Source organism: Candidatus Limnocylindrales bacterium (assembly GCA_035559535.1).
In the GTDB taxonomy this organism is placed as follows: Bacteria; Moduliflexota; Moduliflexia; order Moduliflexales; family JAUQPW01; genus JAUQPW01.
Map to the genome: position 1 here is coordinate 128,713 of DATMBG010000032.1, position 18,327 is coordinate 147,039.

Annotated in this window: 15 protein-coding genes; 1 reads left to right on the forward strand and 14 read right to left on the reverse strand. The window is 44.1% G+C overall.

Features of this window, described 5'->3' with window-relative positions:
- Nucleotides 1-11: 11 nt before the first annotated feature.
- The 10 genes from speA to VNM22_10440 all read right to left on the reverse strand — a co-directional run bounded on the left by speA (nt 12) and on the right by VNM22_10440 (nt 11,829).
- Nucleotides 12-1,901, reverse strand: coding sequence for a biosynthetic arginine decarboxylase (speA, locus tag VNM22_10395; protein HWP47560.1), 1,890 nt, complete (start codon nt 1,899-1,901; stop codon nt 12-14).
- 544 nt (nt 1,902-2,445) lie between these two features.
- Nucleotides 2,446-2,820 (reverse strand): cyclophilin-like fold protein, encoded by a 375-nt coding sequence (locus VNM22_10400; protein HWP47561.1) that lies wholly within the window; start codon nt 2,818-2,820, stop codon nt 2,446-2,448.
- A 69-nt stretch (nt 2,821-2,889) separates the two neighbouring features.
- Nucleotides 2,890-3,597: a cyclic nucleotide-binding domain-containing protein gene (locus VNM22_10405; GenBank protein ID HWP47562.1), complete on the reverse strand. Its 708-nt coding sequence runs from the start codon at nt 3,595-3,597 to the stop codon at nt 2,890-2,892.
- 33 nt (nt 3,598-3,630) lie between these two features.
- Nucleotides 3,631-4,710, reverse strand: a complete 1,080-nt coding sequence (locus tag VNM22_10410) for a type IV pilus twitching motility protein PilT (GenBank protein ID HWP47563.1) — start codon at nt 4,708-4,710, stop codon at nt 3,631-3,633.
- 3 nt (nt 4,711-4,713) lie between these two features.
- Complete coding sequence (locus tag VNM22_10415) at nt 4,714-5,865, reverse strand: type II secretion system F family protein (protein ID HWP47564.1); 1,152 nt, start codon at nt 5,863-5,865, stop codon at nt 4,714-4,716.
- 19 nt (nt 5,866-5,884) lie between these two features.
- The gene (locus VNM22_10420) at nt 5,885-8,020 is read right to left on the reverse strand and encodes an ATPase, T2SS/T4P/T4SS family (protein HWP47565.1); all 2,136 of its coding nucleotides are present in this window, start codon (nt 8,018-8,020) and stop codon (nt 5,885-5,887) included.
- Nucleotides 8,021-8,207: 187 nt separating this feature from the next.
- Nucleotides 8,208-9,104: a lysophospholipid acyltransferase family protein gene (locus tag VNM22_10425; GenBank protein HWP47566.1), complete on the reverse strand. Its 897-nt coding sequence runs from the start codon at nt 9,102-9,104 to the stop codon at nt 8,208-8,210.
- A 33-nt stretch (nt 9,105-9,137) separates the two neighbouring features.
- Nucleotides 9,138-10,211, reverse strand: a complete 1,074-nt coding sequence (lpxK, locus tag VNM22_10430) for a tetraacyldisaccharide 4'-kinase (protein HWP47567.1) — start codon at nt 10,209-10,211, stop codon at nt 9,138-9,140.
- A 44-nt stretch (nt 10,212-10,255) separates the two neighbouring features.
- Nucleotides 10,256-11,008, reverse strand: coding sequence for a hypothetical protein (locus tag VNM22_10435; GenBank protein HWP47568.1), 753 nt, complete (start codon nt 11,006-11,008; stop codon nt 10,256-10,258).
- A 98-nt stretch (nt 11,009-11,106) separates the two neighbouring features.
- Entirely contained in the window at nt 11,107-11,829 is a 723-nt protein-coding gene (locus tag VNM22_10440; protein ID HWP47569.1) for an outer membrane beta-barrel protein, read from the reverse strand.
- Nucleotides 11,830-12,136: 307 nt separating this feature from the next.
- Between VNM22_10440 and VNM22_10445 the strand changes: the two genes are divergently transcribed.
- On the forward strand, nt 12,137-12,466 hold the full coding sequence (locus VNM22_10445; GenBank protein HWP47570.1) for a hypothetical protein: 330 nt from the start codon (nt 12,137-12,139) through the stop codon (nt 12,464-12,466).
- Nucleotides 12,467-12,917: 451 nt separating this feature from the next.
- Here the strand turns inward: VNM22_10445 and lysW are convergent, their stop codons facing one another.
- From lysW to VNM22_10465, 4 genes are all read right to left on the reverse strand, one after another.
- Nucleotides 12,918-13,079, reverse strand: a complete 162-nt coding sequence (gene lysW, locus VNM22_10450) for a lysine biosynthesis protein LysW (protein ID HWP47571.1) — start codon at nt 13,077-13,079, stop codon at nt 12,918-12,920.
- 34 nt (nt 13,080-13,113) lie between these two features.
- A complete protein-coding gene (gene ruvX / locus VNM22_10455; GenBank protein HWP47572.1) occupies nt 13,114-13,563 on the reverse strand; it encodes a Holliday junction resolvase RuvX in 450 nt (149 codons plus the stop codon).
- Nucleotides 13,564-13,741: 178 nt separating this feature from the next.
- The gene (locus VNM22_10460) at nt 13,742-15,736 is read right to left on the reverse strand and encodes a YCF48-related protein (GenBank protein ID HWP47573.1); all 1,995 of its coding nucleotides are present in this window, start codon (nt 15,734-15,736) and stop codon (nt 13,742-13,744) included.
- A 12-nt stretch (nt 15,737-15,748) separates the two neighbouring features.
- Complete coding sequence (locus VNM22_10465; protein ID HWP47574.1) at nt 15,749-17,395, reverse strand: OmpA family protein; 1,647 nt, start codon at nt 17,393-17,395, stop codon at nt 15,749-15,751.
- Nucleotides 17,396-18,327 lie beyond the last annotated feature (932 nt).

An 18,327-nucleotide genomic window follows, 5' to 3' on the forward strand; every position in this document is an offset into this window, starting at 1 on the left:
ACGAGGGAACATTAGGAGAGATATGTATATCCGTTTAGCTCATTGTTATAATATTCAAGGATCTTCTCACTTTCTTCTTTACTGAGTTTTCCATCTCGTACCAATCGATCGGCCAGAGTCTGGAGTGAGGCTTGCATAAGGTCTCTGTTATATCTCACATAGCTTAACATATCACTAACCGAGTGGCCTCTCACAATCTGTTTGATATACCAGTTTCCTCGTTCATCGATGACGATAAGGGCTTCATTGACACTTCCGAAGAGGTTATGGAAATCCCCCATGACATCTTGATAGGCCCCTAACAGGCAAACCCCGATGTAATAAGGGTCTTTAGTAAGGGGGTGGAGTCGGATAGTCTCTTTGATCTCCCGAATGTCGATAAAGCGATCCACTTTTCCATCTGAATCGCAAGTCAAATCCACCAGGGTTGCCTCGATGGTAGGTTCTTCATCGAGCCGATGGATAGGTAGAATAGGAAACAGGTGATCGATGGCCCAGCTATCCGGCATGGATTGAAATACCGAGAAGTTACAGATATACTTGCTGGACAATAACTTCCGTAGTCGAAGAAACTCTTCAGAGAGTCGATTGATGGGTTGGGTGAGTTGCTGGACCTTTTCAGAGATTTCCCAGAACAGTATTTCCCCATAAGCCCGATCTTCCAGACTCAAATAACCTAAATTGAACAGTGTAAAGAGCTCTTCTTTTTGTTGTAAGGCATCATGGTAGTATTCACGGTAGTTCTTTGCGTTGATACCCTGCCAGATATCATAGAGCTCTTTAACTACATGGGCGGTGTCTTCGGTTATCTTTACCTCATGGATCTCATCGTAGGGGTATTCTATTTCTCCAAGCACATTCATAACCAGCATCGAGTGGTAGGCCACTAAAGCCCGGCCACTTTCGGTTATGATGGTAGGTTTGGGCACATCTTCGCTTTTACAAATCTCCCCTATGGTATACACAACGGTATTTGCATATTCCTGAATAGAATAATTGATACTGGAATCAAAAGAGGTTTTGCTCCCATCGTAGTCCACACCTAATCCACCACCTACATTGAGATAGATCAATTGAGGAGTTTCTTTCTTAAGCTTTGCATAAACCCGGGCTGCCTCTTTCACCGCACCCTGTATTTTTTCAATGTCGGTTATCTGGGACCCAATGTGGAAATGAACCATTTGCAGGCAATTCAACATATTATTATCAGAGAGCATTCGAATACATTGGAGCATTTCAATGGTACTGAGCCCAAATTTAGCCGCTTCCCCACCTGATTTTTCCCATCGTCCACTCCCTTTAGAGGTTAATTTAGCTCTCAGTCCGATAGGGGGGCGAATTCCCATTTCCTTGGAGATTTGGATAATTCTTTCCAATTCTGCAGCGTACTCCACCACCAGAACGACGTTTTTACCCAGTTTTAAACCGGCTAAAGCCATGCGAATAAACTTATCATCCTTGTAACCGTTACAGATAAGTAAGGCATGGGGATTATCCAATAAATACAGACCGATAAGTAATTCAGCTTTGCTACCAACTTCGAGTCCCAGATTGTATTTTTTTCCCACTCTCAAGAGTTCTTCGGTGACTTCTTTTCTTTGATTCACCTTAATGGGAAAGGCACACATGTAATCGCCGCCGTAGTTAAACTCGGTCATGGCATTTTTGAAGCTCTCATGGAGTAGTTTAACCTGAGTTTCCAGGATCTGAGGGAAACGTAAAACAATCGGTAGGGATACATTCTTTTGAACCAGGGCATCCACAACTTGCTTGATATCGATACTTCGAGTATCTTCCTTCGAAGGTTTTACCATGAGATGTCCTTGTTTGTTAACACTGAAATACCCGGCTCCCCATCTCTCTACACCATAAGTTTTTATAGAATCGGTGATGTTCCACATCTTTCACAAATACCCCCTTTTGGCTAGGTAGGTTAACTTTATTAAGTCACCTAATTAATTGAAAGAAACCTCCTACTTCTGAGCTGACTCCCCTGGTTATCCAGGCTTTATAGATTCCTATCTAATTTAGGTAAGTTTAAAAGAAATGTAAAGATTTTTATAAGGATTGACTCAAGGATTTTTCTAATCTTAAGGGGAGGGGAAACGGAGCTTTCACGGGTAGGTTTATCAGGCCCCTTTTTCCCCATCTTTTCCCGTTATGGTCCGGCAGGTAGGACGCTACCCCAAGGCCTCCTTCCCTGGGATGGCGGAGAGAGTTTTGGTGGGATCTATTCCCTTGGATTCCTAGAAAACCTACTGCTTTGTTACTTTAATTTTGCTTAATGTTTAAGTGACCCTCACCCCCGGCCCCTCTCCCACGCTGCGGAAGAGGGGAGCTGGGGAGTGAAAGCAGCCCTATGAGGTCAAAATTAAGGTAACAGTATACTACCCTTCGGGGTGATTTTGTAAGGCTGCTTTGGATGGGAGAGTTAATTTTTACCTCTTATTCCGCTCTTTCCAATTTAACTTCGGTTCCGGAACGTACTTTTTTAAAAGCTTTTGGATCTCCCAGGACTTTTCCAAGCGGATTGACGGCGCTGGCCGGCTTGGGTTTAGGGCCGCTACTGACCGGGGTAGGACCAAAGAAGATACAGAAGGCATGACCCGGTGGCCAATAACCCAGGTCTCCCACCTCAACCTCTTCGGTGGGATTTTCTGCTTTAGCCTGAACCGGAATGCTGAAATAGATCTCATCCCCCCAGGTATTACCTCTAGCCTGAATAGGGAGGGCATCCCATATGGCTTTGGCCGTTTGAGAATCATTCAGTTGAGCTTCCATTTCGACTTCACCTGCGGTAATTTTTATCTTTTTAGGCATCCTTTAAAGAGGAAGGGATCAGGGGACCTTTTACCGTGAATCGGGTGTACCGGCTCCCTCATCCCTTCACTACCCCTGGTTCAGAGTATCTATGAAGTCCTCATCGGGAGATATTCCCAGAGAGAAATCCCATCGCACCAATCCTTTAAAGGCCAGGATTAATTTGATGACCTCTCGTAAATCTTCCACTTCAAGGAGGTATATCAACGCATCTTGGGAACTTCCTACCTTTAAAACGCTGGCCCGTTCATTAACCCCGGTCGACCATCGAACCTCTTTTCTGAGCCTCAGGACTTCGGGAAGTTTTTCCATTTCAAAGGAGCCGGTTGCGATAAGAAGTTGACCCCGACTTGGGATACTTTTATAATCGGCCGGTTTACGCTCTAATAAAGCTAATTCCAGGGCCATATAGATGGCCTCTTCATTACTCTTTTCCAGTCGTCTGGCCATCTGAGTAAGCATTTCGATTCCCGTCTCCGGGCTTTCCCGAAGGACTTCTCGGAAGTTTTCCTGATCTAACTTAACTAAAACGGCATCTTGAATAACCTCAGCAGTTGCCGTTCGATTAGCCCTTAAGAGAAGACTCATCTCTCCAAAATATTCCCCGGTAGTTAACGTAGAGAGCGTTTTGTTGACTCCTTCCATAACACGCTTGTAAATGAGAACCTGACCGTCCAGAATAACATACATAAAATCCCCGGGATCATTTTCTTTAAATAAAATGGTTCCGGCCTTAACTTCTAGTTTCTTATACTTACTTAAGACTTCTAAATTCATGAACGATCGATTTATTTGCAAGAGTACGGTTATTTACATCCGTCCCAGATATTTCTGGAAAGTTTCCCGATCTACACACTTATCAAAGGCCTCTTCGGTAGTTATTTTTCCCATTTTCAACAGATCAATAATAGCCTGATCCATGGTTTGCATACCTTCTCTTCGGCCCGTTTGTATCACGGAAGGAATTTGATAAGTTTTGCCTTCTCGAATCAAATTGGCTATGGCAGGAGTTCCAACCAATATCTCGATGGCAACAACACGCCCTTTTCCGTCAGCCCGTTTAAGGAGCTGTTGGGAAATAACCCCTTTAAGGGATTCTGAAAGTTGGGTGCGAATTTGAGCCTGCTGACCGGAAGGAAACGCATCTATAATTCGATCTATGGTCTTGGCAGCACTGTTGGTATGCAAGGTTCCAAAGACCAGATGACCGGTCTCGGCTGCGGTGATGGCCAAAGAAATTGTTTCCAGATCTCGCATTTCTCCGATAAGGATGACATCTGGATCTTCTCGAAGGGCTGCTCGAAGGGCGTTGGAAAAGGATAGGGTATTGGAGCCAAGTTGTCTTTGGTTAATCAGGCTATTTTTGTTTACATGAACGAATTCCACAGGGTCTTCGATAGTAATGATATGAACTTTCCTTTCCCGATTGATCAGATCGATCAGGGAGGCCAGGGTGGTTGATTTACCGGATCCGGTGGGACCTGTAACCAAAACTAATCCTTTATGGAGTCGGGTAAACTTTGCCAAGGTTTTCGGGAGCCCCAGCTCTTCCAGAGAGAGAATCTGGTTTGGAATCAGCCTGAAGGCTGCTCCCACCCCCTTCAATTGTTCAAAAATATTGGTTCGAAACCTTCCGATCCCCGGAGCCTGGTAAGCAAAGTCAAGTTCTTTTCTTTCCTCAAACTCTTGAATCTGCTCTTCGGTCAGGATCTCATAGAGAAGTTTTCTCAACTGATCGGATTGAAGAGGGGATTCGGAAATTACGCCCAGGGAATCCATCTTTTCCAATTCCCCATGGATTCTAACCAAAGGATAAGCGCCGACAGTTAGATGGAGATCCGAAGCTTCCTTCTCTACCATTCTTTTAAGAAGCTCGTCGATTTGCGGCATAATTTACTGTCCCAGCGTTTGAACAAGTTTAAAGTAGGGTGCAAACATGGCCAGGGCGACGATGGCGGTTAAAATTCCCATCACCACAATGAGAACCGGCTCGATGGTCGACGACAGGGTATTAATAGTACTCTCTATCTCGGCATCATAGAGATCCGAAACTTTAAAGAGCATCGCTTCCAGTTTGCCGGCTTCTTCTCCTGTAGCTATCATATCTACCACCAAATCTGGAAAGACCCGGGTCTTTCGTAAAGGCTCTTCCAACCTTCCTCCCATTTCCACATGCTCCGAGACTTTTTCGATGGCTTCGGCTACCACCAGATTTTCTGAAGTATCCTTAACAACCTGTAGGGCCTGGACCAAAGGAACACCACCCCGGATTAAGGTACCAAACGTCTGAACAAAACGGGCTACCAACATTTTTCTATAGAGAGGGCCGAAAATAGGAAGGTTCATTTTAAGACGATCATAAAATCGCCGTCCACTGAGAGTTCTTCGGTAGAGAAGATGAAAAATGACCAGTACGACGATCAGGCCGAACCATAACCACCAATAGCCGACGATTAAATTGCTCACACCGATCAGAATCCGGGTAGGCAGGGGTAATTCCATGCCTTGGGCCTGGAATAAATCTCGAAAAATAGGTATAACCCCGGCAAAGAGAACAAGTACTACCAGAAAGGCTGCAATAAGGGTGATGACAGGATATCTTAAAGCATTCTTTATCTTTCGTTTAATATTATCTTCTTTTTCAATGGCATCGGCTATAATTTTCAGCGATCTCTCCAGAGAACCTCCTTTTTCGGCCACTTTAATCATATTTACAAAAAGTTTGGAGAAAACTCTGGGATGTTTAGCCAGGGCCTCTGAAAAGGAATTTCCGATTTCAATATCCTGAGCAATCTGATTAATGACCCTCTGCAGCACGGGATCACTGGTTCTAGGCTCCAAAAGCTTGAGGCTCTTTAATAAAGGAATTCCTACATCTACCAGGGTAGAAAGTTGTCGAGAAAAGGTTGCAACCGATTTAACAGAGACCTTTTCCCTGGAAATCTGTGTGGGCGGTACCACTACCTCTGAAACGAGTTCTGTTTTTGTCTGGCTTGGTGTTCGAGTCTCTACAGGATTAGAAAACTCCTTATCATTTGTGTCCATTTGGACCTCCTTCTATTTTCTAAAGTATAACCCGGATAACTTCTTCAACCGTCGTAATACCTGCTAAAACCTTTTTAATACCACTCTGTAAGAGTGTACTCATCCCCTCTTCGATAGCTTTAGCTTTGATAACCGATTCAGGAGCATGGGTTACAATCAAATCTTTTATAGATTCAGAGACTTTTAAGACCTCGAATACACCGGTCCTTCCCAAATAACCTGTATGAAAACACCGATCACACCCGGTACCCTTAAAAAATACCATATCTTTATGCCGGGGTATTTTAAGTTCTTCCAGCATTTTGGGATCCGGTTTATATTCTACTTTACAATAGGGACAGACTTTTCTAAGCAACCGTTGAGCGATGACCCCGATAAGGGCGCTGGCAATCCAGAAAGGTTGAACGCCTAAGTACGACAGGGTTGAAACAACTCCTACCGCATCCTGGGTATGAAGGGTACTTAAAAGTTGTTGACCGGTCAAAGCAGCTCTAACAGCGACTTGAGCCGTCTCGGGATCTCTGATTTCTCCTACCATCAAGGTGTTGGGATCCTGTCGTAGGATAGCTCTCAAACCATTGGCAAAGGTCAGGCCACTTTTTACATCTACCTCAATCTGATTGATACCCGGTAGTTGGTACTCCACGGGGTCTTCAATGGTCATAATATTTTTGGTAAGAATATTAATGGCATTGAGAGCTGAATAAAGGGTGGTAGTTTTTCCACTTCCAACCGGCCCTGTTACCAGAATCATCCCGTAAGGGGTTGCGATAAATTTCTCAACCTTTTCCAGATCCTCCGGCTCAAACCCCAGTTGTTTCAATCCCGTTATAACCCGACCTTCGTTCAGTAATCGAACCACCAACCTCTCTCCCAATTTGGTAGGTACCGTGGCAATACGGAGATAGTAATCAACGTCTTTGATTTTCATGGTGATATGCCCGTCTTGAGGTTGTCGTCTCTCGGTAATGTCCATATCGGCCAGAACCTTAATTCGAGAGATCACAGGGGAATGAAGATGCCTGGGAAGGGTCATAATATCATGGAGAAGTCCGTCAATTCGATATCGAACACGTAGTTGTTCTTGTTGCTGGGGTTCTAAATGAATATCGGTTGCATTGGCATTAATAGCTCCTTCTATGATGGAGGCAACCAATTGCACTGTTGAAACGTCTTCAACCAACTCTCCTACATTGGTAGTTAAAACGGCATTGATCTGCTGCTCAATCGAGACATTTTTAGTCTCACGTTCTTCGACCTTCTCCTTACCCTCAAAAAGCCGATGGATCATTTCCTCTAACTCTTTTTCTGTGGTTAATAAAGGGATCACCTCTTTTCCCGTAATCATACGGATGTTATCCTTCACAACAACATTCAGGGGATCTATGAGAGCTACATAGAGTTTTTTCTCTTCTACCCGGACCGGTAAGGCTTTATTTTCCCGAATAAAAGTCTCCGGAACTAGAAAAACCGCTTCCTTCTCGATGGGATAATTCTGCAGATTAATATACGGAATGTTAAGGTATTTACCCAGAGCTTTGCCGATCTTCTCAGCGGATAAAATTCCTTCATCGATCAAAATCTGACCCAGACTTTTTCCCGTTTTTTTAGCTTCCCTTTTGGCTCGATTTAATTGGGTTTTTGTAATCTGATTGGTATTAACCAGGATCTCTCCCACGAGTCTTTCCAAACTGGGTCTGCGGACCTGGTACATCTGATACTTCAAAACCGAATTCATGGTGTTGATATCCACCAGTCTTAGGTTAATCAGTGTGCGCCATAAAGGAAGACCCGTTTCCTCTTGTTCCTTTCGGGCCTTTTTTAGCTCTTCCTCGGTAATATACTTTTCTTCTACTAAAAGACGACCCAGTTCGGTTTCATCTATATATTTTTGGAGTTCTTCCTCGGTCGTAAGACCCGTTTCCAGGAGAATTTTCTTTAACTCTTTATTGCTATCCCTGCTCCCAAAGGGAAAGGGAATTTCGTACGTTAAAACGTCTAAAATTTGTTGAATGGAAATCTCTTTTTTCAGAATTTCCATCAATCTGGATCCGGTTCTTTCCTGTTCGCGCAAAGCCTTCTCAAGTTGGCTTGAAGTTAAAAGCCCGGCATCCCTTAAAATTTCCCCCAATCTTTTTTCTTTATTCTCCTCCATGCTGAATTACTCTCATTTTGTTCCATGGAAAGTAAATCTGTATTTTTTATGTAAAATACTAAATTTACAGGGATTAGCTTTCTTCAGCTTAGGATAATTCGAAAAAACTGTCAAGGAAAAAATCTGAAGAAGTCCCACCTATTAGCAATTTAACCCCTGACACTAACAGTCTATGAATGACCCGGGGTTAGGAGGAAGGGTGGGGTTGGGTTTTCCATCTGTTATGAACCCAAAACCACTGATCGGGGTATCGACGAATATACTCCTCTAAAACTTGGGTCATAGTGGCCGTGTTTAGCCGGATATCCCGTTGAATATCTCCTGTTCGTTGCAATGGGACCTCTTTCTCAATATAAAGGGTATGTTCATCCAATCCAGTTCTGATGATAAACATAGGCACAATGGGTGCCTGATATTTTAAAGCCAGCAGAGCGACCACCGGGGTGGTACAGGCCGGTTTACCGAAAAAATCTACAAACACCCCGGCCTCTTTAGAGGTATTCTGATCTATCAAGATGCCCAGGGATTCTTTATTTTTTAAGACCTTCATCATATCCCTGAGGCTTTTTCTACTTGTTAAGAGGGTATGTCCGAAGCGAGTTCGAAGGGCGGAGGCCCATTGATCCAGAAGGGGATTATCCAAAGGTCGTACAACCAGGGTTGCAAAATACCCATGTGCAGCCAGAGCCGCCGCCATCAGTTCCCAATTCCCAAAATGACCCGTATAAACGATAACCCCACGGCCTTTATCCCGTGCCTTTAAATAGTTTTCCAGGCCTATGAGGGTTACTTTTGTTTTAAGATAAGTTTTATCGAGTTTTGAAAGACGGATTGTCTCTATCAGGGATTTACCCAGATTCCGACAGGCAGACCGGGCAATAGCGGACCGTTCTGAGGGAGAGTACGTGGTTCCAAAGGCAATCTCCAGGTTTTTTAAGGCAATCTGTCTCCGCCGCCTACCCAACGCATAGAATATTTCCCCCAGAAACTCTCCCATCTTTAAAGAAAGCGTAGGGGGAAGATAATAAAAACCTCGGGTAAGGCTATAAATCAAGAGGAATTCTATATAGTGCCTGATGCGCATTTTTCTTTCGATTTTAGAAAATTGACTTTCCCTCTACCAATTTAATCGATTGATTAAAAATTGCTGAAACTCCTCATTTCCCTGGATTTGTAATCGAATACTCAGCACATAGAATAGATCGGTCCGGGGTTTGAATCCTTCCATACGGACCTCATCTTTTTCTGTTGTTATGACATAATCTACCTGAAGTGTCAAAGCTAAATCTTCGATCCTTTTCAATTCCCTTACAGAATAGGGATGGTGATCCGGGAATTCCAGGAAACGGAGGGGTGAGAGACCCACTTTTCTCAAAGAATTGAGGAAAGAGGAAGGGTTTCCAATTCCTGAGAAGGCAAGAATTTTTCGGGCCGTTGGGGAAGGTAACTTTACTTCCAGGGAATCTTGAAATTTTCTGAGGGTCGAAGGCTGGTAAAAGCCAGTCCAGATAGGGGCATGGGGATTTAAAGCCCGAAGGGTGTGACGGAGTTCTTCAACGGAGCTTACCTCGTCGCTCCGGGTTATTAAAAACAGATCGGCTCGACTTAAATTTTTAACAGGTTCCCTTAAAAATCCCCTGGGAATCAGAGATCCTCCTCCAAAAGGGTTGGTGGCATCTATCAAAACAATATCCAGATCCCGTTCTAATTGGAGATGTTGAAAGCCATCATCCAGGATGAAGGCATCGAGATGAAAATTTTTAAGGGCTTCCCTGCCGGCCTCGAATCGATTCGGTCCTATCATAACCGGCGTCTCTTTTAGTTTACGGGCCAGCATAGCTGGTTCATCTCCGATTTTTCGAAAGGAAGTTTTGGAGTCTCCTATAGAAATGCCCTTGAGTCGTCGACCATAACCCCTGCTTAAAATGGCCGTTTTTTTACCCAGGGTAGAAAAAACATGGACCAGGACCTCCACAAGGGGAGTTTTTCCGGTCCCCCCAAGGGTTATATTTCCTACACTAATTACCTTGCAGGGGAGCCTTTGGCTTTTTAAAAAGCGGGTTTTATACAAAAGAGCCCGCCCCTGGATCAGGAATTTGTAAACCCAGGAGAGAAAGGTAAGGAAATAAAGAAAAACTTGAACCGGGAATCCCGGAGAAGGGGCCTTGAGAATAGAAAAGTATCTCGTCAATAGAAACTTCCTGATCTTCCAGAACACGAACGACATAACCCCGATTAAATATGTCCATCCTGGTAGGAGTCTCCCATACTACTTTCCATTAATTTTAAAAGCTGTTCTTTGGTAACCTGTTTGCGTTCCCTCATCACATACTGGCCGTATTCCCATTTGTAAATTCCCAGCATATATTCGCTCCAGTGGTAGCGACTGGCTGATAAAATCTCTACATTTCCATCCTTATCCAGGTCACTCAGCCAGATACCCTCATCGGCCGTTAAAAACTCTGTCAAGTACTGGGGATTGTTATACCTGAAACGAGTAAAGTATTCTCCGTTGAGGGTTTTGTAGGTCTTTCCATCAAATAAAACTGCATCCAGGTAGGTTCGATGGGCTCCGGAGGTTGTAAAGAGCATGATTTCGAGAACTCCTTCTGGATTCAGACCCTTTATGAAAAGATTTTCATAATTTTTTCCAAAGGTCGGAACCTTCCAGACCCAAAACAAATGAAACTTTCCTCTTCTCACTTCGCTGCGCCGTAAAGCCCCCCACCAAATCTGACCAGTAGAATCCCTTAGGGTTTGCAGTTGCTTAAAAACTACGATGATATCCCGGTTAACAAAATCTACCTGTTCCAGAACGGAGTTAGGAGGAAGAAATGCTTGAATGGCCGATGAGTCCGGTGAAGATTGGCCCCAGGCTATGGGAGCTCCTGGTAGGATGAAAAGTCCCTTTTCAGATCCCTGATCCGGATAAATAGATAACAAAATGCCGGTAATCGCAATATAAAGAAAAGCTTTGTGTACTTCCATAGATCTATACGGCAGGGGTCAGCTTCTTAAAACTGTCCCACCCGGGACGGTGATCTGTTACCGGGTTGGATCCGGGTTCCAGGTCACCTCCACGAAGATTAAAAGAAGAAAAGAAATCCGAAGTTGATATTAAACCCACCCAAATCCAAGTCGGTCATCGGTGTATCTGCGGTGACGATGTGGTACTGGACTTCACCCATAAAAGCGGTCCCGGGGCTTATGGGAGCAACAAATCCCCCTAAAAAGTGGAACCCAACTTCGGTTCCGTTATCCACCTCCGGGGAAAGGAGAGGAACGGTCGAACCGACTACAGAAGTTTTATCCACATTCCAGGGATAGAGTCCGATTCCACTTCCCAGATAAGGTTTGAAGGAAACTCCAGAGAAAACATATTTGAGGGAAAGCAGAATCGGAACAATGGTTAATTTGATATCAGAAGGAGCCAGGGAGGGGGGGGGCGTCGTACTTCCTTTGTAATATCCGATACTGGGCGTTAGATATAAGTTAGGGGCCAGGCTCAAATCCAATTCTGCTCCAAAAAAAATATCGTTAAAATCACTCTTATCAAGACCCTGAAACCCTTCATCTGCACTGGGGATGAAATAACCGAGTTTAAGACCCAGTGCGTTTGGAAGTTGAGTCCTTCGCGGATAACGTGGATAGCGAGGAGGTTGGAGAGAGTCCGGTTTACTCAAATCCAGGGGGGGTATTTCTTGTACAGTCTGTGGATTTTGTTTTTGGATCGGCTGCTGGGCTAAAGAATAAGTCGAGGAAAAAATAAATCCAAAAAGAACAAGGAAGATAAATAACTGTTTTTTCATAGATCTTCTGCAGCTAAAACCCTTAATGACAGCCAGGGAAAAGCTGCTTTCTTGATAGGTTCACTTCCAAGATACCGATTAAAAAGATCAGTTCATTTTTCGTTTTCTATTGATTTCCCCATAACTGATCTATAATATAAATCATGTATATTTCCTTTGCACGGGGAATACCTTCTAGGAAAAGAATAAATTAAAGGGGTGAAAAAATAGAAGAAAAAGAAAAGAATGGAGAGATTGAGGGAATAAGCCCTGTCCTTTCATTCTTCTTCCATTCTTTGGTTTGTTTTTTTCCTTAAATAAGAAGCCTATGGATGCCAAACAGCTTGAAAGAATGACCATCCTCGAGCTCCGGGAGGAGGCCCGTAAGTTTCCGGATATTCAAGGAGTCAGTGGAATGAAAAAAGAGGATTTGCTTAGAATTCTCAAGGAGAAATACGGAATTAAGGATACGGGGCCCAAGGAAGATCTGGCTTATAAACAGCAACTTAAAGCAAAAATTCGGAAACTTAAAGCTGAGAGGGATCAGGCACTTCAAGCCAAAGATGCGGCAAAGGTGAAACAGTTAAGAAAGTTAATTAAGCGGCTAAAACGAAAAACAAGAAAAATTGCGGAAAAAACAAAGGCTACTGCCGCCTAAGGGGAAGGAATAGAACCGGAAGATGAAGCTGGGTTCAGATTCTGTTTGCAGGTGATTCAGGGTCTCATACTTTACGTTTTAAATTTGCCAGGCAGTTTATGGGGTAGGGGGGGGATAGCCCCGGAGGTTTTTAAAGATTCTGTATCCATGAAGTAAGTGAAAGAAGAAATACTTCTCCTGCCCCCTCCAAGGGGGATTTAGTGAGGAGTAAGGTTTTGTGAGTCCCCCTTTGAGGGGGCAGAGGAGCATTTAAAGAGAAAAAGATTACACCTACCAAAAGGATACCGACTTGTCTTTAAATGTTTCACGGGATGTAGGGCTAACTTTTGCCAGATATAAACCTATTTTTTTTTGCCTATTCTTAACAACTTATATGATAGGGAAAAACACGTTGCTATCCGCGCGATGCGCAATTCATTGCACTTTTCTAACCTTCTGAGTGAAGAGGTTTTCAATCCCCCCACTCTTCTTCCTCTTCAAGAGCAATATCCAATTCAAGTGGTACATCGCTGATAACTTCCAACTCAATGCCACATTCCGGGCAATAGACGATATCGCCCTTTTCTACATCGGACATATTGATTTCTGCTTCGCATTGTGGACAGATAGCCATATTTCTACCTCCTTTTTCGAACTTTTCAGATATTTTAATTTGCCGGATCTAACTTCCCCATCTTTTTAAAATCCAGATAACCTTGCAAAATAAGGGCCGCAGCGATTTTATCGACAACCTTTTTTCTTTTTTTAGGGTGAACTTCGGCTTCTTCCAGCACACGATCCGCAGCTATTGTCGTAAGTCGCTCGTCCCAGGTTCGTACAGGCAGTTTAAAATACTTTTTCAGTCTTGCTATAAAGTTAAGTATTTCCTCTGCCTGCTCTCCTAAAGAATTATTCATGTTTCGAGGAAGTCCCACTACAATTTCACCTATCTGATATCGATCTATTACATGGGATAAAGCCTGAAAATCCTTCTTTAAACTTTTTCTCTGAATAGTTCCTACTCCTTGAGCCGTTAAATGTAATACATCACTTACGGCTATCCCAATGGTCTTGCTTCCAACATCCAGTCCTAAAATTCTATATATGTTCTCCTTAATCTTCTAAACCTCCCTCTTTCTCCGACTGTCTGGGCAAGGGTCTTTAGCGATGAATTAAGTTAAACCTGAGTCCTCGATTTGTCAAGGCTTTTTAAGCATTGGAAGATTTATGGCTTCAAGAAACCTGGCATAAATTTTTGAACTATCTTAGGTTAAGTCTACAATTCTAAGAACCCTTTTATTTTAGCCGTAAAAAGGAATCAGGAAAGAAAGTCTTCTGAGATTGTAATTGAGAAGTTCCGGTTGGAAAGGTGTAGCGATATAATCCGTTTCCTGCCGTTCCTACATAGATAGTCTCTGAATTTACTACATGGACGGTCATAGTTTCAATTTCCCTGTCAGGTCCAAAATCTAATCTTACTTTTTCCCAGGTTAAGCCATCGTCTTGACTTCGGTAGATCTGATGGCCTGTCTCTTCCACTACATAAAGAACCCCTGGAGAGATAGGATCGACGGCGATCCTTTTAATACCCGGGTTATCGGATCGGATGGGAATGGCTTTCCATTCAAATCCACCGTTTGAGCTTTTAAACAACCCCTTTGAAGTCCCCACAAAAAGGACCTGAGGATCATCGGGTTTTAGAGCCACAGCCTGTATTTTCTGGTTTCCGAGAACCCTGGTAGGTAATTTCTTCCACTTGAGTCCGCCATCCAGGCTTCGATAGAGACCACCTCCTGTACCGGCGTAGAGGATTTTTGGATTTAGCGGGTTTATTTCTATGGCATACAGGCGTTTTCCTTGCAGTTCGAGTTGTGACCATTCTTTTCCTCCTGACGTGCTTTTAAACAACCCGTGCGGAGTTCCAGCATAGACAACTTCAGATTGGTAAGGGTCTACCGCCAGGGTTGTAATCCGCTCCCGGCCTAAAATTCCAGGACTTTTAGTCCAGCTTTCTCCACCGTTGGTAGTTTTAAACACACCGGCCCAGGTTCCGGCGTAGATGGTCGAAGGATTCAGCAGATTCGTAGCCAGGACTTCAACATTGAAGTTAGTGAGACCCCGGGTCATTTTTTTCCAATGGATACCCCCATCTTTACTCTGGAAAACGCCACCGAAATTCCTTCCGTTCAAGGTTCCCACATAAATAATTTGAGGATTATGGGGGCTCTGAATCAGGGTTCGAATATGGGTATTGGTAATACCCCGGTTTGTTTCCATCCAGGTGAGACCTCCATCTTCGCTTTTAATAACAGCCCCATTTTCAATCCCTACATATATTTTTTTGTTATTGCGGGGATGAATTACAATAGACCAGACGATAAGGGAGTCTTCGGTGATCAATTGCCAGGTAGCCCCGGCATCGGTACTCTTAAAGAGTCCTCCTACGGTCCCGGCATAAAGGACTTTAGGATCCTGGGGATCCAAGGCAATGGACTGAACCCGAATAGTGGTAAGTCCTTCTTTTTTAGAAAATTTCCTCCATACTTTTCCCCCATTGGGGGTTTTAAAGATCCCGTTGCAGGTAGCTGCATAGAGGGTATTTGGAGACCTGGTATCTATAAGTAGAGAAAAAACATCCGAGTCCAGATCCATCCCAACCGGGATAAGGGACCAGCTTATCCCGCCATTGGTACTTTTATAAACCCGCCGCCAACTTCCGGCATATAGGATCTGGGGGTTTTCAGGGTCGATGGCCAGGGATTCGATATGGATATTCTCCAGTCCTCGATTCGAACAAACCCAGGTAATCCCCGCATCGGTACTCTTATAAACCCCATTCAAAGTTCCGGCATACATAATATCTGGAAGAGAGGGATCGAAAGCCAATACGCGGACATCTACATTCTGAAGGCCGGATCCAATCCGCTTCCAGGTCTTTCCAGCATCCGGACTCTTAAAGAGCCCTCCCTTATTCCATAACCCCCAGGTCCCTGCATAGATAATTTTAGGATTCCAGGGATGAAGGACCAGGGTCTTAATGGCAATACCCTTTTCGCCCAGGCCGGGTTGGAGTCTCACCCACCATTTCCCTTCATTTTCACTTTTATAAATTTGTCCATCATTGGTTCCAGCATAGAGGATATGGGGATTCTTAGGATCCAAAGCCAGGGCAGTTACATCACCACCAAAAGGCCCTAAAGCGATCCACTCGTCGGCTCCTGGTTTAGAAAAACCATCAGAAGAAAGGTAAAAGACCCACAGAAAAGAAATAAGAATTATTCGTATGGTCATGGCCTAATGGGCTTATTTTATCAGTCTATAAATTTCTACCCGTCGATTTTGCCTGCGACCTTCTTCGGTGTCATTAGATGCGATGGCTCTGGTCGAACCCAAAGATTCTATCCGGATTCGCCGGGGTTCAATACCGTGACGCGTAATTAAATAACTTTTTACACTTTCTGCTCTTCTTAAACCCATCCGCTTATTTGCAGTCTCGCTTCCGGCGGAGTCGGTATGCCCTTCAATGAGAATATCCTGATCCGGGAACTTTTTAAGGACTATGGCAATATTATCCAGGGCGGCCTTAGCCAGGTTATTTAACCGGGCGCTTCCCTTGTCAAAGGGAAGTTTGCCTTCCAGGATCCTTTCACATCTGACAACAATGGTTCGGCTTTGGGTAACGGGGCATTGGGCGTCGCTTACGGTAACGGTAAGGGTATAAGTGATCGAAGGACCTCCGATAGTTCTGCAATCCGGGGCAGTCCAGATGACTTCCCCTCCGCTCCCCACGATTTCGCCACCAGTAGCAGTCCACTGATAGGTTAAGGGGTTATTGTCAGCATCGGTTGCCTTTGCAGAAATCTTAATTCTCTCGTTTCCCGGGATTTCGGAAGCACTCAAGGCAACTTCGGTGATCTCGGGGCATCGATTCACTATGGGAGGTTCTACAGGAATAACCTGCGTGGGTGGAGGAGCTGGTGTTGGGGGAGGTACCTGGGCAATCCGGGTATCCGACTTTCGCATAAAAGAGTAGGTAAGTCCGCCGAAAACTCTCCAGTTTGGAGCTTCGGGTACGGCATTTTCATTTACAAGTTTAAACCCACCCCCGCCGGTTAAGACAAAACTCTCACTTAATCCCAGGTGAATACCTACATTGAGCTGACCGGGATTATCTACTTTATCCTCGACGGGTATCCCCAACAGATTAACAACCTGATCTTCTTCCTCACTTCCAAATTCATGTAAAAAGGTTGCCTCTGCAAACAAATTGACCTTGTTCCCTCCTGCCAGGGAAAAATCTAAACCGGCTCCATAAACCAGAGAATCCTGGAGACTACGAAGTAAGGGATTGGGATCCCCTGCCTTATATCCAGAAATGAAAAAGCCAACGTTGCCATAAAGGTTTAGGGGGCCAACATGCTTGGTGAGGATTCCACCCAGGGTATAATCAGTACTTCCACTTCCCAGCCCGATTTTCTCATCCCCATTGGGAAAAGAAACCAGGCCGTAAAGGGCAATAGCCGGAATACCACCGGTTTCGTTGAGGATCCGATATTTGCCCGAGACGGTTATATCCCCAATCCCACTCTCAGAAAATTCAGGAGTTCCATGGGTAGCAGGAAGAAATAAATCCAGGGCAGGTACAGACACACCTATTTGAAATCGGGGTATAAGACCCAGGGCGGCTCCCAACCTTACTTCAGTTAACTCAGGTTTACGTGGATCTTCAGGCAGGTCAAGCCGGGAATAATCCACATAAACCCCTATAGAAAACTCCCAGGGAGCCGGAGTCTCCGTACCAAACAGTGTATATAAACCGGAAAGCCCAAATTTGGTTGGTACCTCCCGATTACTTTCTTTTGTCGTTGCCGCAAATGTACCGCAAGAACCAATCCACACTAGGACAATTAAACTCAGAATGACAGACACCACAACATATTTTTTCTCCATGAAAACCTCCTTTGGTAAAACTTTAAAGTACTTTTCCCCTTTCGCAAACTCCCTCCACCCTGTCTAAACTTATTAAAGATAACCAACGGCAGGTCAAATAAAAACAAAACTGCGCCTGCTATCTACCATTGATATGAAAACTTTTCAAGAGAAAAATAAAGTTATATACGTTTATTTAAGCATTATTTTTGACGGTTGTTAGTTACGAGGATTAAATGAGGATTAAATTAGGTGTAGAAGATCTTAGGAGCACGGGCATCCTACCTGCTATTTTTAAAAGGATTTGGAATTGGAAGTTAGGCATTAGAGGAATCCCCAACTCCCAATTCCTACCATATCGGATTGGAATTGAGAGGGTTCTGACTTCTTTTGATTGAATGAAACCTCCAGGTAGGGCTGGTGAAGACTTCTGGCGACTGTTATAAAGTTCTGAGCTAGTGCTTTGTTACTTTAATTTTGCTTAATGTTTAAGTGACCCTCACCCCCGGCCCCTCTCCCACGCTGCAGAAGAGGGGAGCTGGGGAGTGAAAGTAGCCCTATGAGGTCAAAATTAAGTAAACAGTGTACTAGTTTCAAGGAGATGTCCGGTTCCTTGTGGAGTCGTTCCCTTATGTAGATGATCTCTGATGATATTTCATGATTCCTATAGGGGAGCATAAAATAACTCAACAGCAGTCAACCTCAAAAGGTCTATTTCAAGCAAGGAAAAACAAGCCAAAAGAGATTAGTATTATGATAAATATTAGGCTTGAAGCTACAAAGGGAAATATCCCTAAAAACAGTTCCGAATCCCATTTCCGGTCAGAAGTGCCCTATGTTGTTACGGACCCTTCCAAATTTTGTCCCTGACCCCTAACCCCCTTCGCACCACCCCAAGGGACCCCCACCGTTAAATTTTAGAGAAACTCTCCCCATTTTTAACTTCCTACCCC

Coding starts and splice junctions, on each gene's coding strand:
- VNM22_10435 (HWP47568.1), bottom strand. CDS start 11,008: ATGGAAGTACACAAAGCTTTTCTTTATATTGCGATTACCGGCATTTTG.
- VNM22_10405 (HWP47562.1), bottom strand. CDS start 3,597: ATGAATTTAGAAGTCTTAAGTAAGTATAAGAAACTAGAAGTTAAGGCC.
- lysW (HWP47571.1), bottom strand. CDS start 13,079: ATGGCTATCTGTCCACAATGCGAAGCAGAAATCAATATGTCCGATGTA.
- VNM22_10400 (HWP47561.1), bottom strand. CDS start 2,820: ATGCCTAAAAAGATAAAAATTACCGCAGGTGAAGTCGAAATGGAAGCT.
- speA (HWP47560.1), bottom strand. CDS start 1,901: ATGTGGAACATCACCGATTCTATAAAAACTTATGGTGTAGAGAGATGG.
- VNM22_10425 (HWP47566.1), bottom strand. CDS start 9,104: ATGCGCATCAGGCACTATATAGAATTCCTCTTGATTTATAGCCTTACC.
- VNM22_10415 (HWP47564.1), bottom strand. CDS start 5,865: ATGGACACAAATGATAAGGAGTTTTCTAATCCTGTAGAGACTCGAACA.
- VNM22_10445 (HWP47570.1), top strand. CDS start 12,137: ATGGATGCCAAACAGCTTGAAAGAATGACCATCCTCGAGCTCCGGGAG.
- VNM22_10440 (HWP47569.1), bottom strand. CDS start 11,829: ATGAAAAAACAGTTATTTATCTTCCTTGTTCTTTTTGGATTTATTTTT.
- VNM22_10410 (HWP47563.1), bottom strand. CDS start 4,710: ATGCCGCAAATCGACGAGCTTCTTAAAAGAATGGTAGAGAAGGAAGCT.
- VNM22_10460 (HWP47573.1), bottom strand. CDS start 15,736: ATGACCATACGAATAATTCTTATTTCTTTTCTGTGGGTCTTTTACCTT.
- VNM22_10420 (HWP47565.1), bottom strand. CDS start 8,020: ATGGAGGAGAATAAAGAAAAAAGATTGGGGGAAATTTTAAGGGATGCC.
- VNM22_10465 (HWP47574.1), bottom strand. CDS start 17,395: ATGGAGAAAAAATATGTTGTGGTGTCTGTCATTCTGAGTTTAATTGTC.